Origin of the sequence: Klebsiella sp. GG_Kp175 (assembly GCF_040062325.1) — a bacterium.
In the GTDB taxonomy this organism is placed as follows: Bacteria; Pseudomonadota; Gammaproteobacteria; order Enterobacterales; family Enterobacteriaceae; genus Klebsiella; species Klebsiella quasipneumoniae.
The window spans coordinates 97,456-113,584 of record NZ_JBEAFX010000009.1 but is presented as its reverse complement, the minus strand read 5'-3'; the positions used below and the strand labels follow the sequence as shown (position 1 = coordinate 113,584).

Below are 16,129 nucleotides of genomic sequence, written 5' to 3'. Positions count from 1 at the left end.
AACATAAACCGGTCAGGATCGGCTCACAACGCGAGGAAGCTCCTCGCCTATGCTGTGTGAGGCTTGATGACCATGCACCTGTCCAGACATCCGACCAGTTATCCCACGCGCTATCAGGAAATCGCCGCCCGGCTTGAGCAGGAGTTGCGCCACCACTATCGCTGCGGTGACTATCTGCCCGCCGAGCAGCAGCTGGCGACGCGCTTCGACGTTAACCGCCACACCCTGCGCCGGGCGATCGACCAGCTGGTTGAGCGCGGCTGGGTACAACGCCGTCAGGGCGTGGGCGTGCTGGTGCTGATGCGGCCGATCGATTACCCGCTCAACGCCCAGGCGCGTTTCAGCCAAAACCTGCTGGAACAAGGCAGCGATCCCACCAGCGAAAAACTGCTGTCGGTACTGCGCCCCGCCAGCGCGCACGTTGCCGAAGCCTTTGGTATTAGCGAGGGCGAGAACGTCATTCATCTGCGCACCCTGCGCCGGGTCAATGGCGTCGCCCTGTGCCTGATTGACCACTACTTCGCCGACCTGCGCTTCTGGCCGGTGTTACAGACCTTCAGCCACGGCTCGCTGCACGACCTGCTGCGCGATCGGCTTGACGTCGAACTGACCCGGGTGCGCACCAAAATCAGCGCCCGTCGCGCACAGGCGAAAGAGAGCAAACTGCTGGAGATCCCCAATATGGCGCCGCTGCTCTGCGTCCGCACCCTCAACAGCCGCCAGGGCGAGCAGGCCGCCACCGAATACTCCGTCAGCCTCACCCGCGCCGACATGATTGAATTCACCATGGAGCACTGAATGCACTTCGATACCGCCACCCGCCAGCGCTGGATGTCCGTGCTGGCCCACAGTGAACCGCAAGATCTTCTGGCGCGCATGCACTCCCTGCAGCTGGCGCCGGAGTATGAACTGATCCGCACTCCCGAGACTGGCCTGGTGCAGCTTCAGGCCCGGATGGGCGGTATCGGCGACCGTTTCTTCGCCGGCGACGCCACGCTCACCCGCGCCGCGGTACGTCTGGCCGACGGAACGCTCGGCTACAGCTGGATCTTAGGCCGCGACCGCCCGCACGCCGAACGCTGCGCGGCCATCGACGCCCTGCTGCAGTCACCCCGCCATTTTCACAATTTAATGGAAACCCTGATAACCCCGCTGGAAGCGCTACGCAGCGCGCGCATTGAAGCCCGACGCGCCGAAGTCAACGCCAGCCGGGTCGACTTCTTTACCCTGGTTCGCGGAGATAACGCATGACCTTACAACCCGCTTTTTCCCTGGCTGTGCAGGATGCCCAACACAGTTTTCGTCGCCTGCTGAAAGCGATGAGCGAGCCGGGGGTGATTGTCTCCCTGCAGCAGTTACAGCACGGCTGGCAGCCGCTGAACGTCGCTTCCACCAGCCTGCTATTGACCCTTGCCGATCGCGAAACGCCGGTCTGGCTCGCCAGCGCTCTGCATAACGATCTGGTGGGACAGAATCTGCGCTTTCATACCGGCGCGCCGCTGGTGGACCAGCCGCAGCAGGCGGTCTTTGCCGTCGCCAATGACGGCATCAGCGCCGAGCAGCTCAACGTCCTCTCCGCTGGCACCGTCACCGCCCCGGAGACCGGCGTCACGCTGATCGTTCAGCTCGCCAGCCTTAGCGGCGGACGCATGCTGCGCCTGACCGGGGCGGGCATTGCCGAAGAGCGAATGATCGCCCCTCAGCTGCCGGACTGCATCATTGACGAACTGACGGAGCGCCCACACCCGTTCCCGCTGGGCATTGATCTGATCCTCACCTGCGGCGAGCGCCTGCTGGCGATCCCGCGCACCACTCACGTGGAGGTTTGCTAAATGTACGTTGCCGTCAAGGGCGGCGAGAAGGCGATCCGCGCCGCTCACGCCTTACAGGAACAGAAACGACGGGGCGATGGACGGCTTCCCGAACTGAGCGTTGACCAGATAGGCGAACAGCTCAATCTGGCGGTGGACCGGGTGATGACCGAGGGCGGCATCGCCGACCGCGAACTGGCGGCGCTGGCGCTCAAACAGGCCAGCGGCGATAACGTCGAAGCGATCTTCCTGCTGCGCGCCTACCGCACCACCCTGCCGCGGCTGGCGGTTAGCGAACCGATCGACACCGCCAAAATGCGTCTCGAACGCCGCATCTCGGCAGTGTACAAAGATATCCCCGGCGGCCAGCTGCTGGGCCCCACTTACGACTACACCCACCGCCTGCTCGATTTTACCCTGCTGGCAAACGGCGAAGCGCCTTCTGTGCAGCAAGCCGAGTGCGACACGCAGCCGACGCCGCACGTCTTTAGCCTGCTCACGCAGCAGGGTCTGGCGAAGGCCGAGGAAGATCGCGGCACACCGCCCGACGATATCACCCGCACCCCGCCGGTCTACCCCTGCTCACGTTCTTCGCGCCTGCAGCAGCTAATGCGCGGCGATGAAGGCTACCTGCTGGCGCTGGCCTATTCGACTCAGCGCGGCTATGGCCGCAACCATCCGTTTGCCGGCGAGATCCGCAGCGGCTACGTGCAGGTGGAGATTGTCCCGGAAGAGCTGGGCTTTAGCGTCAATATTGGCGAGCTGCTGCTCACCGAATGCGAAATGGTCAACGGCTTCGTCGCCCCGCAGGATGAGCCGCCGCACTTCACCCGCGGCTACGGTCTGACCTTCGGCATGAGCGAGCGCAAAGCGATGGCCATGGCCCTCGTCGACCGCGCCCTGCAGGCGGCGGACTATGACGAAGAGATTGCCGGTCCCGCCCAGGATGAAGAGTTTGTGCTGGCCCACGCCGATAACGTTGAAGCCGCCGGCTTCGTCTCGCATCTGAAGCTGCCGCACTATGTCGATTTCCAGGCCGAACTGGCGCTGCTGAAACGCCTGCAACGGGAGAACGAACGTGGCTAACCCACTGACTGGCTATAACTTTGCTTATCTCGACGAGCAAACCAAGCGCATGATCCGCCGGGCTATTCTCAAAGCGGTAGCCATTCCCGGCTACCAGGTGCCGTTCGGCGGTCGCGAAATGCCGATGCCCTACGGCTGGGGCACTGGCGGCATCCAGTTGACCGCCAGCGTCATCGGCGAGAACGACGTGCTGAAGGTGATTGACCAGGGCGCCGATGACACCACCAACGCGGTGTCGATTCGTCAGTTCTTTAAGCGTGTTACCGGCGTCGCCACCACCGAGCGTACCGAAGACGCCACCCTGATCCAGACCCGCCATCGCATCCCGGAGACGCCGCTGGTGGAGGATCAGATCCTGATCTACCAGGTGCCGATCCCGGAGCCGCTGCGCTTTATCGAGCCGCGTGAAACCGAAACCCGCACCATGCACGCCCTGGAAGAGTACGGCGTGATGCAGGTGAAACTGTATGAAGATATTGCCCGCTTCGGCCATATCGCCACCACCTACGCCTACCCGGTGAAGGTCAATGGCCGCTACGTGATGGATCCCTCGCCGATCCCGAAATTCGATAACCCGAAAATGCATATGATGCCGGCGCTGCAGCTGTTCGGCGCCGGGCGCGAAAAGCGGATCTACGCCGTGCCGCCCTATACCCCGGTGGAGAGTCTCGATTTCGACGACCACCCATTTACCGTCCAGGAGTGGGATGAACCCTGCGCCATCTGCGGCTCGCGCCACAGCTACCTCGACGAAGTGGTGCTGGATGACAGCGGCCAGCGGATGTTTGTCTGCTCCGATACCGACTATTGCCGCCAGCAGAGCGAGGGGCAGAAAAAATGAACCAGCCATTACTTGCTGTGAATAACCTGACCCATCTCTACGCCCCGGATAAAGGTTTTCGCGATGTCTCCTTCGAGCTGTGGCCGGGAGAAGTGCTCGGCATCGTCGGCGAGTCCGGCTCCGGTAAAACCACCCTGCTGAAGGCAATCTCCGCCCGCCTGACGCCGCAGCGGGGCGAGGTGCTGTACCAGCAGCGCTCGCTGTACGCCATGAGCGAAGCCGAACGCCGCCGCCTGCTGCGCACCGAATGGGGGGTGGTGCATCAGCACCCAATGGACGGTCTGCGTCGCCAGGTCTCCGCCGGGGGCAACATCGGCGAACGGCTGATGGCCACCGGCGCCCGCCACTACGGCAACATTCGCGCCACCGCTGAAAAGTGGCTGCAGGAGGTGGAGATCCCGCCCTCGCGCATCGACGACCTGCCCACCACCTTCTCCGGCGGCATGCAGCAGCGTCTGCAGATTGCCCGCAATCTGGTCACCCAGCCGAAGCTGGTGTTTATGGATGAACCCACCGGCGGGCTGGATGTGTCCGTGCAGGCGCGGCTGCTTGATCTGCTGCGTGGCCTGGCGGTGGAGCTGAATCTGGCGGTAGTGATTGTTACCCACGATCTCGGCGTCGCCCGCCTGCTGGCGAACCGACTGCTGGTAATGAAGCAGGGCCAGGTGGTGGAAAGTGGCTTAACCGACCGGGTGCTCGACGATCCGCACCATCCTTATACCCAGCTGCTGGTGTCGTCGGTGTTGCAGAATTAATGCTGTTTTGCCGGGTGGCGGCTGCGCCTTACCCGGCCCACAGGTGCGTTATTCGTAGGCCGGGTAAGCGAAGCGCCACCCGGCAACCCAACCTCGTGAGAGCTAACATGATCCGCGTTGAAAACGTCCATAAAACCTTTGTTCTGCACCAGCAGCACGGCGTGCGTCTGCCGGTGCTGGCCGACGCCTCGCTGACCGTTAACGCCGGGGAGTGCGTGGTGCTCCACGGTCACTCCGGCAGCGGCAAATCGACCCTGCTGCGTTCGCTGTACGCCAACTATCTGCCGGACAGCGGCCATATTCATATCCGCCACGGCGACGAATGGGTGGACCTGGTCACCGCCACGCCGCGCAAGGTGCTGGAAGTGCGCAAAACCACCATCGGCTGGGTCAGCCAGTTTCTACGGGTGATCCCGCGTATTTCGGCGCTGGAGGTGGTGATGCAGCCGCTGCTCGATCTCGGGACGCCGCGTGAAGCGAGCGCCGCCAAAGCCGCCCAGCTGCTGACCCGCCTCAACGTTCCGCAACGTCTGTGGCACCTTGCGCCGTCGACCTTTTCCGGCGGCGAACAGCAACGGGTCAATATCGCCCGCGGTTTTGCGGTCGACTATCCGATCCTGCTCCTCGATGAACCCACCGCCTCACTGGATGGCAAAAACAGTGCTGCCGTGGTCGACCTGATCCACGATGCCAAAGCGCGCGGCGCGGCCATCGTCGGGATTTTCCATGACGAAGGGGTACGCCGTCAGGTCGCCGACCGGCTGCACCCCATGGGAATAACAGCATGATTATCAATAACGTAAAACTGGTTCTCGACGATGACGTGGTCCACGGTTCGCTGGAAGTCCAGGACGGTCGCATTCTCGCCTTCGCTGAAAGCCAGAGCCGGCTGCCGCAGGCGCTGGATGGGGAAGGCGGCTGGCTGCTGCCGGGCCTTATCGAGCTGCATACCGATAACCTCGACAAGTTCTTTACCCCGCGGCCGAAGGTAGACTGGCCGGCCCACTCGGCGATGAGCAGCCACGACGCAATGATGGTCGCCAGCGGCATCACCACCGTGCTGGACGCCGTGGCGATTGGCGACGTGCGCGATGGCGGCGATCGTCTTGAGAATCTGGAGAAGATGGTCAATGCGGTGGAAGAGACGCAAAAGCGCGGTCTTAACCGCGCAGAGCACCGTCTGCACCTGCGCTGCGAGCTGCCGCATCACACCACGCTGCCGCTGTTTGAAAAGCTGATCGACCGCGAGTCGGTGAGCATGGTCTCTCTGATGGACCACTCGCCCGGCCAGCGTCAGTACGCCGATCGCAGCAAGTACCGCGATTACTATCAGGGAAAATATCATCTGACGCATGACGAAATGGACCGTTTTGAAGCCGAGCAGATGGCTCTGGCCGCCACCTGGTCGCAGCCCAATCGCCAGACCATCGCCGCCATGTGCCGCGCCCGCCGTATCGCCCTCGCCAGCCACGACGACGCCACCGAGGCGCATGTGGCTGAATCCCACCAGCTGGGTAGCGTCATCGCCGAGTTTCCCACCACCCTGGCCGCGGCGCAGGCTTCACGTCAGCACGGGATGCACGTCCTGATGGGGGCGCCGAATATCGTGCGCGGCGGTTCCCACTCCGGCAACGTCGCCGCCCACCTGCTGGCGAACCACGGTTTGCTCGACATTCTCTCTTCCGACTACTATCCCGCCAGCCTGCTGGATGCCGCATTCCGCATCGCCGACGCCGAGGATAACGCCTTCACCCTGGCGCAGGCGATCCGTCTGGTCAGCAAACATCCGGCGCAGGCGCTGGGCCTTGACGATCGCGGCGTCATCGCCGAGGGGAAACGCGCCGACCTGGTGCTGGCGCACCGTCGCGGCGAGCATGTCCACATCGACCATGTCTGGCGCCAGGGAAGGAGGGTCTTTTAATGCCGGGAAAACTGATCTGGCTGGTGGGCCCCTCCGGCTCCGGGAAAGACAGCCTGCTGGCGGCGCTGCGCCAGCGCGAGCACCCGCAGCTGCTGGTGGCGCATCGTTACATTACCCGGCCCTTTAACGCCGGTAACGAAAACCATATCGCCCTCAGCGAACATGAATTTTTTACCCGCGCCGAGCAGCATCTCTTTGCCCTCAGCTGGCACGCCAACCATACTTACTATGGCATTGGCGTGGAGATCGACCTGTGGCTGCACGCCGGCTTCGACGTGGTGGCCAATGGCTCCCGCGCCCATCTGGCGCTGGCGCGGGAACGCTACGGCGAGGTGCTGGTGCCGATCTGTCTCGCCGTCTCGCCGCCGGTGCTGCGCCAGCGGCTGGAGCAGCGCGGCCGGGAAAATGCGGTGGATATCGCCCAGCGTCTGGACCGCGCCGCGCGCTATAAGCCGGACGATTGCCTGACGCTGAATAACGACGGCAGTCTCCGACAATCGGTCGATGAATTTTTCCGCCTGCTGCGCAGCCACGCGGTGCGCGAAGCGGATCCGCTGGTATAAACCAAAGGTGACACGATGAGCCTGACCCTCCGCTTAACCGGCACCGGCGGCGCTCAGCTGGTGCCGGCCTTTGGCTGCGATTGCGCGGCCTGCCGCCGCGCCCGCCGCGAGGAAAGCCATCGCCGACGCCCCTGTAGCGGGGTGGTGACGTTCAACAGCGCAGTGACGCTGCTGGACGCCGGCAGACCGGATCTGATGGAACATCATCCCGCCGGCAGCTTTCAGCAGGTGCTGCTAACCCACTATCACCTGGATCATGTGCAGGGGCTGTTTCCGCTGCGCTGGGGCGTGGGCGCGCCGATCCCGGTCTACGGCCCGCCGGACGACGCCGGCTGCGACGATCTGCTCAAGCACCCCGGCCTGCTCGACTTCAGCCATACCGTCACGCCGTTTGTGGTGTTTGAGCTGCAGGGCCTGCGGGTAACGCCCCTGCCGCTCAACCATTCGAAGCTCACCTTCGGTTATCTGCTGGAGTCGGCCCACAGTCGGGTAGCCTGGCTCTCGGATACCGCCGGGCTGCCGGACAAGACGCTGAAGTTTTTACTCAGCAACCGCCCGCAGGCGATGATCATCGACTGCAGCCATGAGCCGCGGGCGCAGACCCCGCGTAACCATAACGATTTCAATACCGTTCGCGCCCTTAACCAGGCGATAGGCTGTCCGCGGGTGATCCTCACCCATATCAGCCATCAGTTTGACGTCTGGATGATGGATAACCCGCTACCGGAAGGTTTCGAAGCGGGTTATGACGGGATGGAAATCGTGCTGGATTAGGCGTCGGTCTGCTGCGGGGCGATCAATAGTCATCGTCCAGACGACGCTGATCGCTTTCTAACTGGCGGCGATCGCGATCGAGCTGGCGCTGGCGTTCATCCAGCTGACGGCGGCGATCGTCCAGCTGGCGTTGCCGATCGTCATGCTGACGCTGGCTGTCACGGCTCTGCTGGCGACTTCCCTGATAGCGCCCGTCATCATACCGGCCATCGTCATCGTATCTGTCGTCGTCATCAGAGCGACTGCTACCCGGGTTATAGGCGTCGTTAATGGCTTGCTGAATATTGCCGATCGCGTCATCGATAATATCGGCGCGGGCGGCCAGGCTGGTCAGCGACAGAGTGCAAAAGAGCAGTGCGATTGCGTAACGTTTCATCGGGGCCAATCTCATCAGAGTCCTGCCGCTACCTTAATCATCGGCATGCCGCCCGGGTAGCGGAGGAATCTCAAATCCTCGCGTACGCTGCACTCAGCGCCTGCGCCAGTTGAGCGCGGGTAAAGGGCTTACGCAGCCACTCCACCTCCGGCAGGGCCGGGTTCTGCGCCGGGCGCAAATCCTGACCGCTGATCAGCAGCACCGGCAGCGCCGGAAAGCGGCGGCGCGCGGTATGGATCACATCGGCGCCGCTCAGCCCGCCGGGCAGCATCAGATCGCTAATCAACAGGGCAATATCCGGCGAGGCCTCCAGCAGCTGCAGCGCCTCTTCCCCGCTGGCGGTTTCCAGCGTCAGCCAGCCCAGCTGATGCAGCTGTTCGCACAGCGTCTGGCGAACATCCTCTTCATCTTCCAGCACCAGCGCCAGCCGTTCTCCCGCCGGGATTGGTTCGTCTTCCACCGGCACCGCCGCCTTCTCTACCTCGGTCATCGCCCGCGGCAGCTGCAGCCGCACCGTCGTCCCCTGCCCCGGCGCGCTCTCCAGCGCCACCCGGCCGCCCGACTGGCGCACAAAGCCATACACCATCGACAGCCCCAGGCCGCTGCCGCTGCCGGTGGCTTTAGTGGTAAAGAAGGGTTCAAACACCCGGGCTTTCACCGCCTGCGACATGCCGCAGCCGTGATCGATCACCTCCAGAGCCACCATATCCTGCCGCTGGCCGCTGCTGCGGGTGACCCGCTGATTCCAGGTACGAATTTTAATGACGCCCGCGCGCCCGGCCATGGCGTCGCGGGCGTTCATCACCAGGTTAATCAGGGCGTTTTCCAGCTGGCCGACGTCTATCCATGCCGGCCACGCCGGCGACTGCGCCTCAATCTCCAGGCTCAAGGTCGCCGGCAGGGAGTGACGCATTAGCTCGCTGAGGTTCTCCAGCAACGGCGCCATCGCCACCGCCTGGGGATGCAGAGCCTGCTTACGCGAAAAGGCCAGCAGCCGCTGGGTCAGAAGCGCCCCGCGTTCCGCCGCCTTCAGCGCCCTGGTGAGGCGTGGCGCATCCTGCGCATTCGGCTCCACCAGCTCAAGGCTGCCGATGATCACCGCGAGCAGGTTGTTAAAATCATGCGCCAGGCCTCCGGTCAGTTGGCCGACGGCCTTCATCTTCTGGCTGTGCAACAGCGCCTCCTCCAGCTCCTGACGCTTAATCCTATCGATCTCCATCTGGGTGGTCTTCTCTTTCAGCAGCCGGGTGGTGTGCTCCAGCGACGCCGTATTGCGCGCGAAAACGTTAAAGGCGCGCGCCAGTTCGCCCAGCTCGTCGCGCCGCTGCAGGGCCGGCACCGAGACGTTCGGCTCTTCCTGAGCCAGCCGCGACATCGCCCGCGAGATAGCGGTCAGGTTAGAGCCCAGGTTACGGTAGATGTACCACCCGGCGCAGCCGGTGATCGCCAGCGCCAGCAGCGCGGAAAGCAGAATAAACATGCTGATGGAGCGCAGCTCCCGATGGCTCTGCGCCGCCCGCTGTTCGGAGGCTTCCGCCACCCGGGTCACGTACTGATTGATGTCGTCGTTAAGCAGCGCGACCAGCGCTTTGATGTGGTACATGTACCAGCTGATCGTCAGGTCGCTCTCCTCCAGCTGGGCCGACAGCGGGGCCAGCTTCGCCAGCTCCCGGGTGACGTCGGGGAGAACAAACGCCAGCGCGGGATCGGCGCTTTGAGCCGGCAGGTCGCCGCGCAGCTGGTCGAGCTGCAGAACGATCGACCGCGGCGTGACGGTATGGATCGCGGCGGCGATCAGCCGGTCCATCTCGGCTAGCCGACGAGGATCGATCGCCCGGTCCCCGCCGCGATCGTTAAGATCGGCGAGATGGCGCAGGTTGCTCTGATTCTGGTAAAGCGAACTCAGCAGCGCATTGCGCTGCAGATGACGACGCTGGCCGCGCTCCAGCATCTCCGCCACGCTCCGCTGCAGCGCGTTGCTGCGGCGAATAATACTGGCCACCAGCGCCTCCTCCTGCTGCGCCAGCGGAGCCGCTGCCAGCTGAGCCAGCGAGTGCTTCAGCGCCTGCTGCGTCGCCAGCAGCCGTTCCGCTTCGCTTTTGTACTCCAGCGCGCCCACCACCTGCGACAGGCGCACCGCGGCCGTGGCGACATTCGCCGTGTCCCGCGCCAGATCCATACTGCCGCGCATATCGTTGAGGGTCTGGCGCTGCACCTGCTCCTGCAGCTGGCTGGCGTGGTGAAAGCCGAACACCGCCACGCCGCTCACCAGCAGGGTGACGACCACCATCAGCAGATTAAAGGAGAGCAGGCGGCCACGGGCGCTGGTGAAAAACGGGTGTCGGCGAGCGGTCATAGCAACTCCGGTGAAGGAACGGTCGGCATATAGGCGTGACGGTGCAGAAAATTACGCCGCGTAACTGTGATCGCGGTTAACTATTTATCACTATGACAAATATGAATGGATTCTGACATCCTGCATTTATTTTCCGGTGGTGGACTGCTGCTATTGTTCTCGCAGACAGGAGCGCCGTGATGACCGCCACCCCGGTACTGGAAATGCGCCATATCGCCAAAGCTTTTGGCAAATTCTACGCGCTAAAGGGCGTCGACCTGACGGTCTGGCCCGGCGAGATCCACGCCCTGATGGGGGAGAACGGCGCCGGAAAAAGCACGCTGATGAAGATCCTCGCCGGCGCCTATACCGCCACCAGCGGCGAGATCCTGATCGACGGAAAACCGCAAACGATCCGCGGCCCCAAGGACGCGCTGGCCGCCGGGATCACGTTGATCTACCAGGAGATGCAGCTGGCGCCGAACCTGACCGTCGCGGAAAACATTTTCCTCGGCAGCGAGCTGGCACGTGGTGGCCTGGTGCAGCGCAAAGCCATGCTCAGCCAGGCGCAGGCGGTGATCGACCGTCTCGGCGCCCAGTTCAGGGCCAGCGACCGGGTGATGACCCTGACCATCGCCGAGCAGCAGCAAGTGGAGATCGCCCGCGCTCTGCACCGTCAAAGCCGCATTCTGGTGATGGATGAACCCACCGCCGCCCTCTCCTCGCGGGAAACCCAGCGCCTGTTCGACCTCATCCTGCGCCTGCGCGATGAGGGGATGGCGATTATCTATATCAGCCACCGCATGGCGGAAGTGTATGAGCTCTCCGACCGGGTCAGCGTCCTGCGCGACGGGCAGTATGTCGGCAGCCTGGTGCGCGACAAGCTCAACGCACCGGAGCTGGTGCGCATGATGGTCGGCCGTCCGCTCAGCGATCTGTTCAATAAAGAGCGCGATATTCCCCGCGGCCAGCCGCGCCTGCGGGTCGAGGATCTGACCGATGGCGGTAAGGTTAAGCCCAGCAGCCTGGTGGTGCATGCCGGCGAAATCGTCGGCCTCGCCGGGCTGGTCGGCGCCGGACGCTCCGAACTGGCGCAGCTGATCTTTGGCGTGCGCAAAGCCACCGGCGGGGTGATCGAGATCGACGGCGAGCCGGTGGTGATCCACTCGCCGCGCGAAGCCATCGACCATGGCATCGGCTTTCTGACCGAAAACCGCAAAGAGCAGGGCCTGTTTCTCGAACTGGCGGCCCAGGAAAACATCACCATGGCGACGCTGGAGCGCGACGCGACCTGGGGAATGCTCAACCGCCGGAAGGCGCAAACCATCTCCGATGATGCCATCCAGCTGCTGAACATCCGCGTACCGCACGCCCAGGTGCGCGCCGGCGGGCTGTCCGGCGGCAACCAGCAGAAATTATTGATTTCACGCTGGGTGGCGATTGGCCCGCGCATTCTGATCCTTGATGAACCCACCCGCGGCGTCGACGTCGGCGCGAAAAGCGAGATTTACCGCATCATGAACGACATGGCGCGCCAGGGCGTCGCCATTCTGATGATCTCCAGCGAACTGCCCGAAGTGGTGGGCATGAGCGACCGGGTCTATGTGATGCGCGAAGGGACTATCGCCGGCGAGCTGCAGTCCGGCGATATCAGCCAGGAACAGATCATGACGCTGGCCACCGGCGTGAACGATTCTCACCTTAAGGCAGGGCAACGATGAGCATACCGAAAGAGACCTCCGCGCCGGTCGCGAAATCCGCTTCGGCGAAAAAAATGCTGATGGGCGACCTGATGCAGACCGTCGGCATTCTGCCGATCCTCATCCTGATCGTCGCCGTCTTCGGCTTTATCGCCCCCAACTTCTTCACGGAAAGCAATCTGCTGAATATCACCCGCCAGGCCTCGATCAACATTGTGCTGGCGGCGGGAATGACCTTCATCATCCTCACCGGCGGCATTGACCTTTCCGTCGGCTCCATTCTCGGCACCACCGCGGTGGCGGCAATGGTGGTCTCGCTGATCCCGGAGCTGGCGTTGCTGTCGATTCCGGCGGCGCTGATGCTCGGCCTGCTGCTCGGCCTGTTCAACGGCGCGCTGGTGGCCTTCGCCGGGCTACCGCCGTTTATTGTCACTCTCGGCACCTATACGGCGCTGCGCGGCGCCGCCTATCTGCTGGCCGACGGCACCACGGTGATCAACTCCGATATCAGCTTCGAGTGGATCGGCAATGACTACCTCGGCCCGGTGCCGTGGCTGGTGGTCATCGCCCTGGCGGTTATCGCGGTGTGCTGGTTTATCCTGCGCCGAACCACCCTTGGGGTGCATATCTACGCGGTGGGCGGCAACATGCAGGCGGCGCGGCTGACCGGCATTAAAGTCTGGCTGGTGCTGTTGTTTGTCTATGGCATGAGCGGCCTGCTCTCCGGCCTTGGCGGAGTGATGAGCGCCTCCCGGCTGTACAGCGCCAACGGTAACCTCGGGGTCGGCTACGAGCTGGACGCCATCGCCGCGGTCATTCTTGGCGGCACCAGCTTCGTCGGCGGGATCGGCACCATCACCGGTACGCTGGTGGGGGCGCTGATTATCGCCACCCTCAATAACGGTATGACCCTGATGGGGGTCTCCTACTTCTGGCAACTGGTGATCAAAGGGGCGGTGATCATCATTGCGGTGCTGATCGACAAATACCGTACCCGACATCATCAAAGTGCATAACAACACCATCTTACCTGCGAGGAAAAGCGAATGCGTTTAAAACCGATAGTCACCGCGCTGTGTGCTGGCGCGCTGCTGGCCGCCTCCCCTTTTGCGTCGGCCAAAGAGCTGAAAGCGATTGGCGTGACGGTGGGCGACCTTGCCAACCCGTTCTTTGTGCAGATCACCAAGGGCGCGGAGCTGGAGGCCCGCAAGCTGGCGGGGGATAACGTCAAAGTGACGCTGGTCTCCAGCGGCTACGATCTGGGCCAGCAGGTGGCGCAGATCGATAACTTTATCGCCGCCAAAGTCGATATGATTATCCTCAACGCCGCCGATTCGAAAGGCATTGGCCCGGCGGTGAAACGGGCCAAAGAGGCCGGGATCGTGGTGGTGGCGGTTGACGTTGCCGCCGAAGGGGCCGACGCCACCATCACCTCCGATAACACCCAGGCGGGCGAGCTGGCCTGTAAATACATTAGCGATCGTCTGAACAACAAAGGCAACGTGGTGATCATCAACGGGCCGCCGGTCTCCGCCGTACAAAACCGCGTCGAAGGCTGCGAAACGGAGTTCAAAAAACACCCGGATATAAAAATTCTGTCCTCCAACCAGAACGCCAAAGGCAGCCGGGAAGGCGGACTGGAGGTGATGACCTCCCTGCTGGCGGCCAATCCGAAGATTGACGGCGTGTTCGCGATCAACGATCCGACAGCGATTGGCGCCGATCTGGCAGCGAAACAGGCGCAGCGCAGCGAGTTCTTCATCGTCGGCGTCGACGGCAGCCCGGACGGCGAAGAGGCACTGAAGCGTAAGAACTCCTTGTTTGTCGCAACGCCGGCGCAGGATCCCCAGGTGATGGCGGCGAAGGCGGTGGAAATTGGCTACAACATCCTGCAGGGCAAACCGGCCCCAACCGCGCCGGTGCTGATCCCGGTGACCATGATCGACAAAAACAACGTCAGCTCTTACAAAGGCTGGACCGTGAAATAAGCGCAACCGGGCGCACGATCGTTCCGCCGATTGTGCGCTACGCTTAACAAGTATGACGGCGCGGAGTAGCGATCATGGAACGTAAAGGCATTATTGCCGCAGGCAACATGCTGGTCGATCATGTCCACCAGATCAGACAGTGGCCGGAGCGCGGCTGGCTGGTGGAGATTATGCATAGCGAACGCGCCACCGGCGGCGCGCCGCTGAACGTCCTGCTGACCCTGGCCAAAATGCACGCCGGCCTGCCGCTGCAGGCGGTCGGCCTGATTGGCGAGGATAACGATGGCGACTACATTACCGCCATGCTCGATCAGTACCATATCAATCGCCAGCTCGTGCAGCGCACCAGCTCTGCCCCCACCTCGATGACTCAGGTGATGACCGACGCTGACGGTCAGCGTACCTTTTTTCACTCCCCCGGCGCCAACCGCCTGCTTGACCTTCCGGCCTTTGAGCCGCTGGATGCGCCGCTGAAAATTTTCCATCTCGGCTATCTGCTGCTGCTTGAGAGTCTCGATCGCCCCGACGAAGTGTACGGCACCCGCAGCGCGCGACTGCTGGCGCAGATGCGCGAGCGAGGCTATGAGGTTTCCCTCGATCTGGTGTCGCGCAAGGGCGACCCGCGCTACCGCCCGCTGGTCCTGCCGGCGCTGGCGCATCTTGACTACCTGACCATCAATGAACTGGAAGCCAGCGAGTTTAGCGGGCTGGAGATTCGGCTACCCAACGGCGAGCCGCACGTCGCCAATATCGCCAGCGCCGCCAGCGCATTGCTTGACGCCGGCGTGCGCCAACGGGTGGTGATCCACTGCCCGGAGGGGGCATGGGGCGTCTCACGTACCGAAGCCGGGCGCTGGGTGCCGTCATGGCGGCTGCCGCCGGAGGAGATTGTCGGCAGCGTCGGCGCCGGGGATGCCTTCTGCGCCGGCCTGCTGTACGGCAGCCACGAACGCTGGCCGTTAACCGACAGTCTGCAGCTGGCCCACGCCTGCGCCCGCGCCAGCCTGCAGGCTGCCAATGCGATCGACGGCGCCAAAACGCTCACTGAGCTACAGACGTTTATTCAGTTGCAAAATAATTAGAAGGGTTGACTCCCCCAGCAATGGCCAGGCCGGTTAGACAGCTTCCCGCCCTATGCCGCCTTCTCGCTGTGGGTCACGTCGGCGGAAAAGACATAGCCCAGGCCGCGCAGCGTTTTAATCAGCGTCGGCTGATGCGGGTTCAGCTCGATTTTGCGCCGCAGGCGCATGATCAGCACATCGATGGTGCGGTCGAACACCTCGGTGCTTTCGGTATGGGTCAGCGCCAGCAACTGTTCGCGGTTCAGTACCCGGCGGGCGTTCTGCGCCAGCGCCAGCAGCAAACCGTATTCTCCCTGGGTCAGCGGGATCGCCTGCTGCTGCGGGTTATACAGCTCACAGCGGGTGGTATCCAGCCGCCAGCCGTTGAACGTCAGGCCGGCGGCGACGCCCGGCGCCTCGCTGGCCAGCGCCCCGCTGCGCCGCAGCACCGCCTTCACCCGGGCGACCACCACCCGCGAACTGAACGGTTTGGCGATGTAATCATCGGCGCCCATCTCCAGGCCCACCACCACATCGGACTCACTGCCCAGGCCGGAGAGCATCACCACCGGCAGCTCCGGCCGGGTGCGCTGCAGCTGCTGAAGCACCTGCAGGCCATTGGTATCCGGCAGGATCATATCCAGCAAAACCAGCGCGATGTCCGCCCGCTGCGCCACCGTCGCCAGCGCGTCGCCGCCGGTCTGGCAGACCAGCACCTCAAACGCGTGCGCGCCGAGCACATCTCTGAGCAGCTCGCCCATCGCTATGTCGTCATCGACCACTAAAATGACCGGTTTCATCTTTGCCTCTGCCCGCGGGGAGTTAGTGTCAGTCTGATCGATTCTGCAAGGCTGCGCCGACAAATTCCTCTCCCGGTGACATTTTTTCAAGCGCCGTCACATCTCCAGGGTATCGACA

The 16,129-nt window shown here is 63.2% G+C and carries 17 protein-coding genes; 14 read left to right on the top strand and 3 right to left on the bottom strand.

Annotation, left to right across the window (positions count from 1 at the left end):
* Window positions 1-72 precede the first annotated feature (72 nt).
* From phnF to phnP, 10 genes are all read left to right on the top strand, one after another.
* Entirely contained in the window at window positions 73-798 is a 726-nt protein-coding gene (gene phnF, locus ABLU73_RS15075) for a phosphonate metabolism transcriptional regulator PhnF (protein WP_004206378.1), read from the top strand.
* Window positions 799-1,251, top strand: coding sequence for a phosphonate C-P lyase system protein PhnG (gene phnG, locus ABLU73_RS15070; RefSeq protein WP_004206376.1), 453 nt, complete (start codon window positions 799-801; stop codon window positions 1,249-1,251).
* Window positions 1,248-1,832 (top strand): phosphonate C-P lyase system protein PhnH, encoded by a 585-nt coding sequence (phnH, locus tag ABLU73_RS15065; protein ID WP_053810865.1) that lies wholly within the window; start codon window positions 1,248-1,250, stop codon window positions 1,830-1,832. The genes phnG and phnH overlap by 4 nt, the downstream gene beginning before the upstream one ends.
* Window positions 1,833-2,897: a carbon-phosphorus lyase complex subunit PhnI gene (locus ABLU73_RS15060; protein ID WP_017900090.1), complete on the top strand. Its 1,065-nt coding sequence runs from the start codon at window positions 1,833-1,835 to the stop codon at window positions 2,895-2,897.
* Complete coding sequence (locus tag ABLU73_RS15055; RefSeq protein WP_002885202.1) at window positions 2,890-3,738, top strand: alpha-D-ribose 1-methylphosphonate 5-phosphate C-P-lyase PhnJ; 849 nt, start codon at window positions 2,890-2,892, stop codon at window positions 3,736-3,738. The genes ABLU73_RS15060 and ABLU73_RS15055 overlap by 8 nt, the downstream gene beginning before the upstream one ends.
* A complete protein-coding gene (gene phnK / locus ABLU73_RS15050) occupies window positions 3,735-4,493 on the top strand; it encodes a phosphonate C-P lyase system protein PhnK (RefSeq protein WP_004206373.1) in 759 nt (252 codons plus the stop codon). The genes ABLU73_RS15055 and phnK overlap by 4 nt, the downstream gene beginning before the upstream one ends.
* A gap of 107 nt (window positions 4,494-4,600) precedes the next feature.
* Window positions 4,601-5,281: a phosphonate C-P lyase system protein PhnL gene (phnL, locus tag ABLU73_RS15045; RefSeq protein ID WP_004206372.1), complete on the top strand. Its 681-nt coding sequence runs from the start codon at window positions 4,601-4,603 to the stop codon at window positions 5,279-5,281.
* The gene (phnM, locus tag ABLU73_RS15040; RefSeq protein WP_004206370.1) at window positions 5,278-6,414 is read left to right on the top strand and encodes an alpha-D-ribose 1-methylphosphonate 5-triphosphate diphosphatase; all 1,137 of its coding nucleotides are present in this window, start codon (window positions 5,278-5,280) and stop codon (window positions 6,412-6,414) included. The genes phnL and phnM overlap by 4 nt, the downstream gene beginning before the upstream one ends.
* A complete protein-coding gene (gene phnN / locus ABLU73_RS15035) occupies window positions 6,414-6,977 on the top strand; it encodes a ribose 1,5-bisphosphokinase (protein ID WP_004206368.1) in 564 nt (187 codons plus the stop codon). The genes phnM and phnN overlap by 1 nt, the downstream gene beginning before the upstream one ends.
* Window positions 6,978-6,992: 15 nt before the next feature.
* A complete protein-coding gene (gene phnP, locus ABLU73_RS15030; protein WP_004206367.1) occupies window positions 6,993-7,751 on the top strand; it encodes a phosphonate metabolism protein PhnP in 759 nt (252 codons plus the stop codon).
* A gap of 22 nt (window positions 7,752-7,773) precedes the next feature.
* On the opposite strand, the gene yjdP is transcribed toward phnP, so the two are convergent.
* Window positions 7,774-8,127: a DDRRRQL repeat protein YjdP gene (gene yjdP, locus ABLU73_RS15025; protein ID WP_004206366.1), complete on the bottom strand. Its 354-nt coding sequence runs from the start codon at window positions 8,125-8,127 to the stop codon at window positions 7,774-7,776.
* Window positions 8,128-8,197: 70 nt separating this feature from the next.
* Window positions 8,198-10,483, bottom strand: coding sequence for an ATP-binding protein (locus ABLU73_RS15020; protein WP_264924111.1), 2,286 nt, complete (start codon window positions 10,481-10,483; stop codon window positions 8,198-8,200).
* Between the two features lie 179 nt (window positions 10,484-10,662).
* Between ABLU73_RS15020 and ABLU73_RS15015 the strand changes: the two genes are divergently transcribed.
* The 4 genes from ABLU73_RS15015 (at window position 10,663) to ABLU73_RS15000 (ending at window position 15,232) form a co-directional block, all read left to right on the top strand.
* On the top strand, window positions 10,663-12,183 hold the full coding sequence (locus ABLU73_RS15015) for a sugar ABC transporter ATP-binding protein (protein WP_264924109.1): 1,521 nt from the start codon (window positions 10,663-10,665) through the stop codon (window positions 12,181-12,183).
* Complete coding sequence (locus ABLU73_RS15010) at window positions 12,180-13,178, top strand: ribose ABC transporter permease (RefSeq protein WP_004206363.1); 999 nt, start codon at window positions 12,180-12,182, stop codon at window positions 13,176-13,178. The genes ABLU73_RS15015 and ABLU73_RS15010 overlap by 4 nt, the downstream gene beginning before the upstream one ends.
* Window positions 13,179-13,208: 30 nt before the next feature.
* Window positions 13,209-14,150, top strand: a complete 942-nt coding sequence (locus ABLU73_RS15005) for an ABC transporter substrate-binding protein (protein WP_004206362.1) — start codon at window positions 13,209-13,211, stop codon at window positions 14,148-14,150.
* Window positions 14,151-14,224: 74 nt separating this feature from the next.
* On the top strand, window positions 14,225-15,232 hold the full coding sequence (locus tag ABLU73_RS15000) for a carbohydrate kinase family protein (RefSeq protein WP_017900095.1): 1,008 nt from the start codon (window positions 14,225-14,227) through the stop codon (window positions 15,230-15,232).
* Window positions 15,233-15,282: 50 nt separating this feature from the next.
* On the opposite strand, the gene ABLU73_RS14995 is transcribed toward ABLU73_RS15000, so the two are convergent.
* Complete coding sequence (locus ABLU73_RS14995) at window positions 15,283-16,011, bottom strand: response regulator transcription factor (protein ID WP_004206359.1); 729 nt, start codon at window positions 16,009-16,011, stop codon at window positions 15,283-15,285.
* Window positions 16,012-16,129 lie beyond the last annotated feature (118 nt).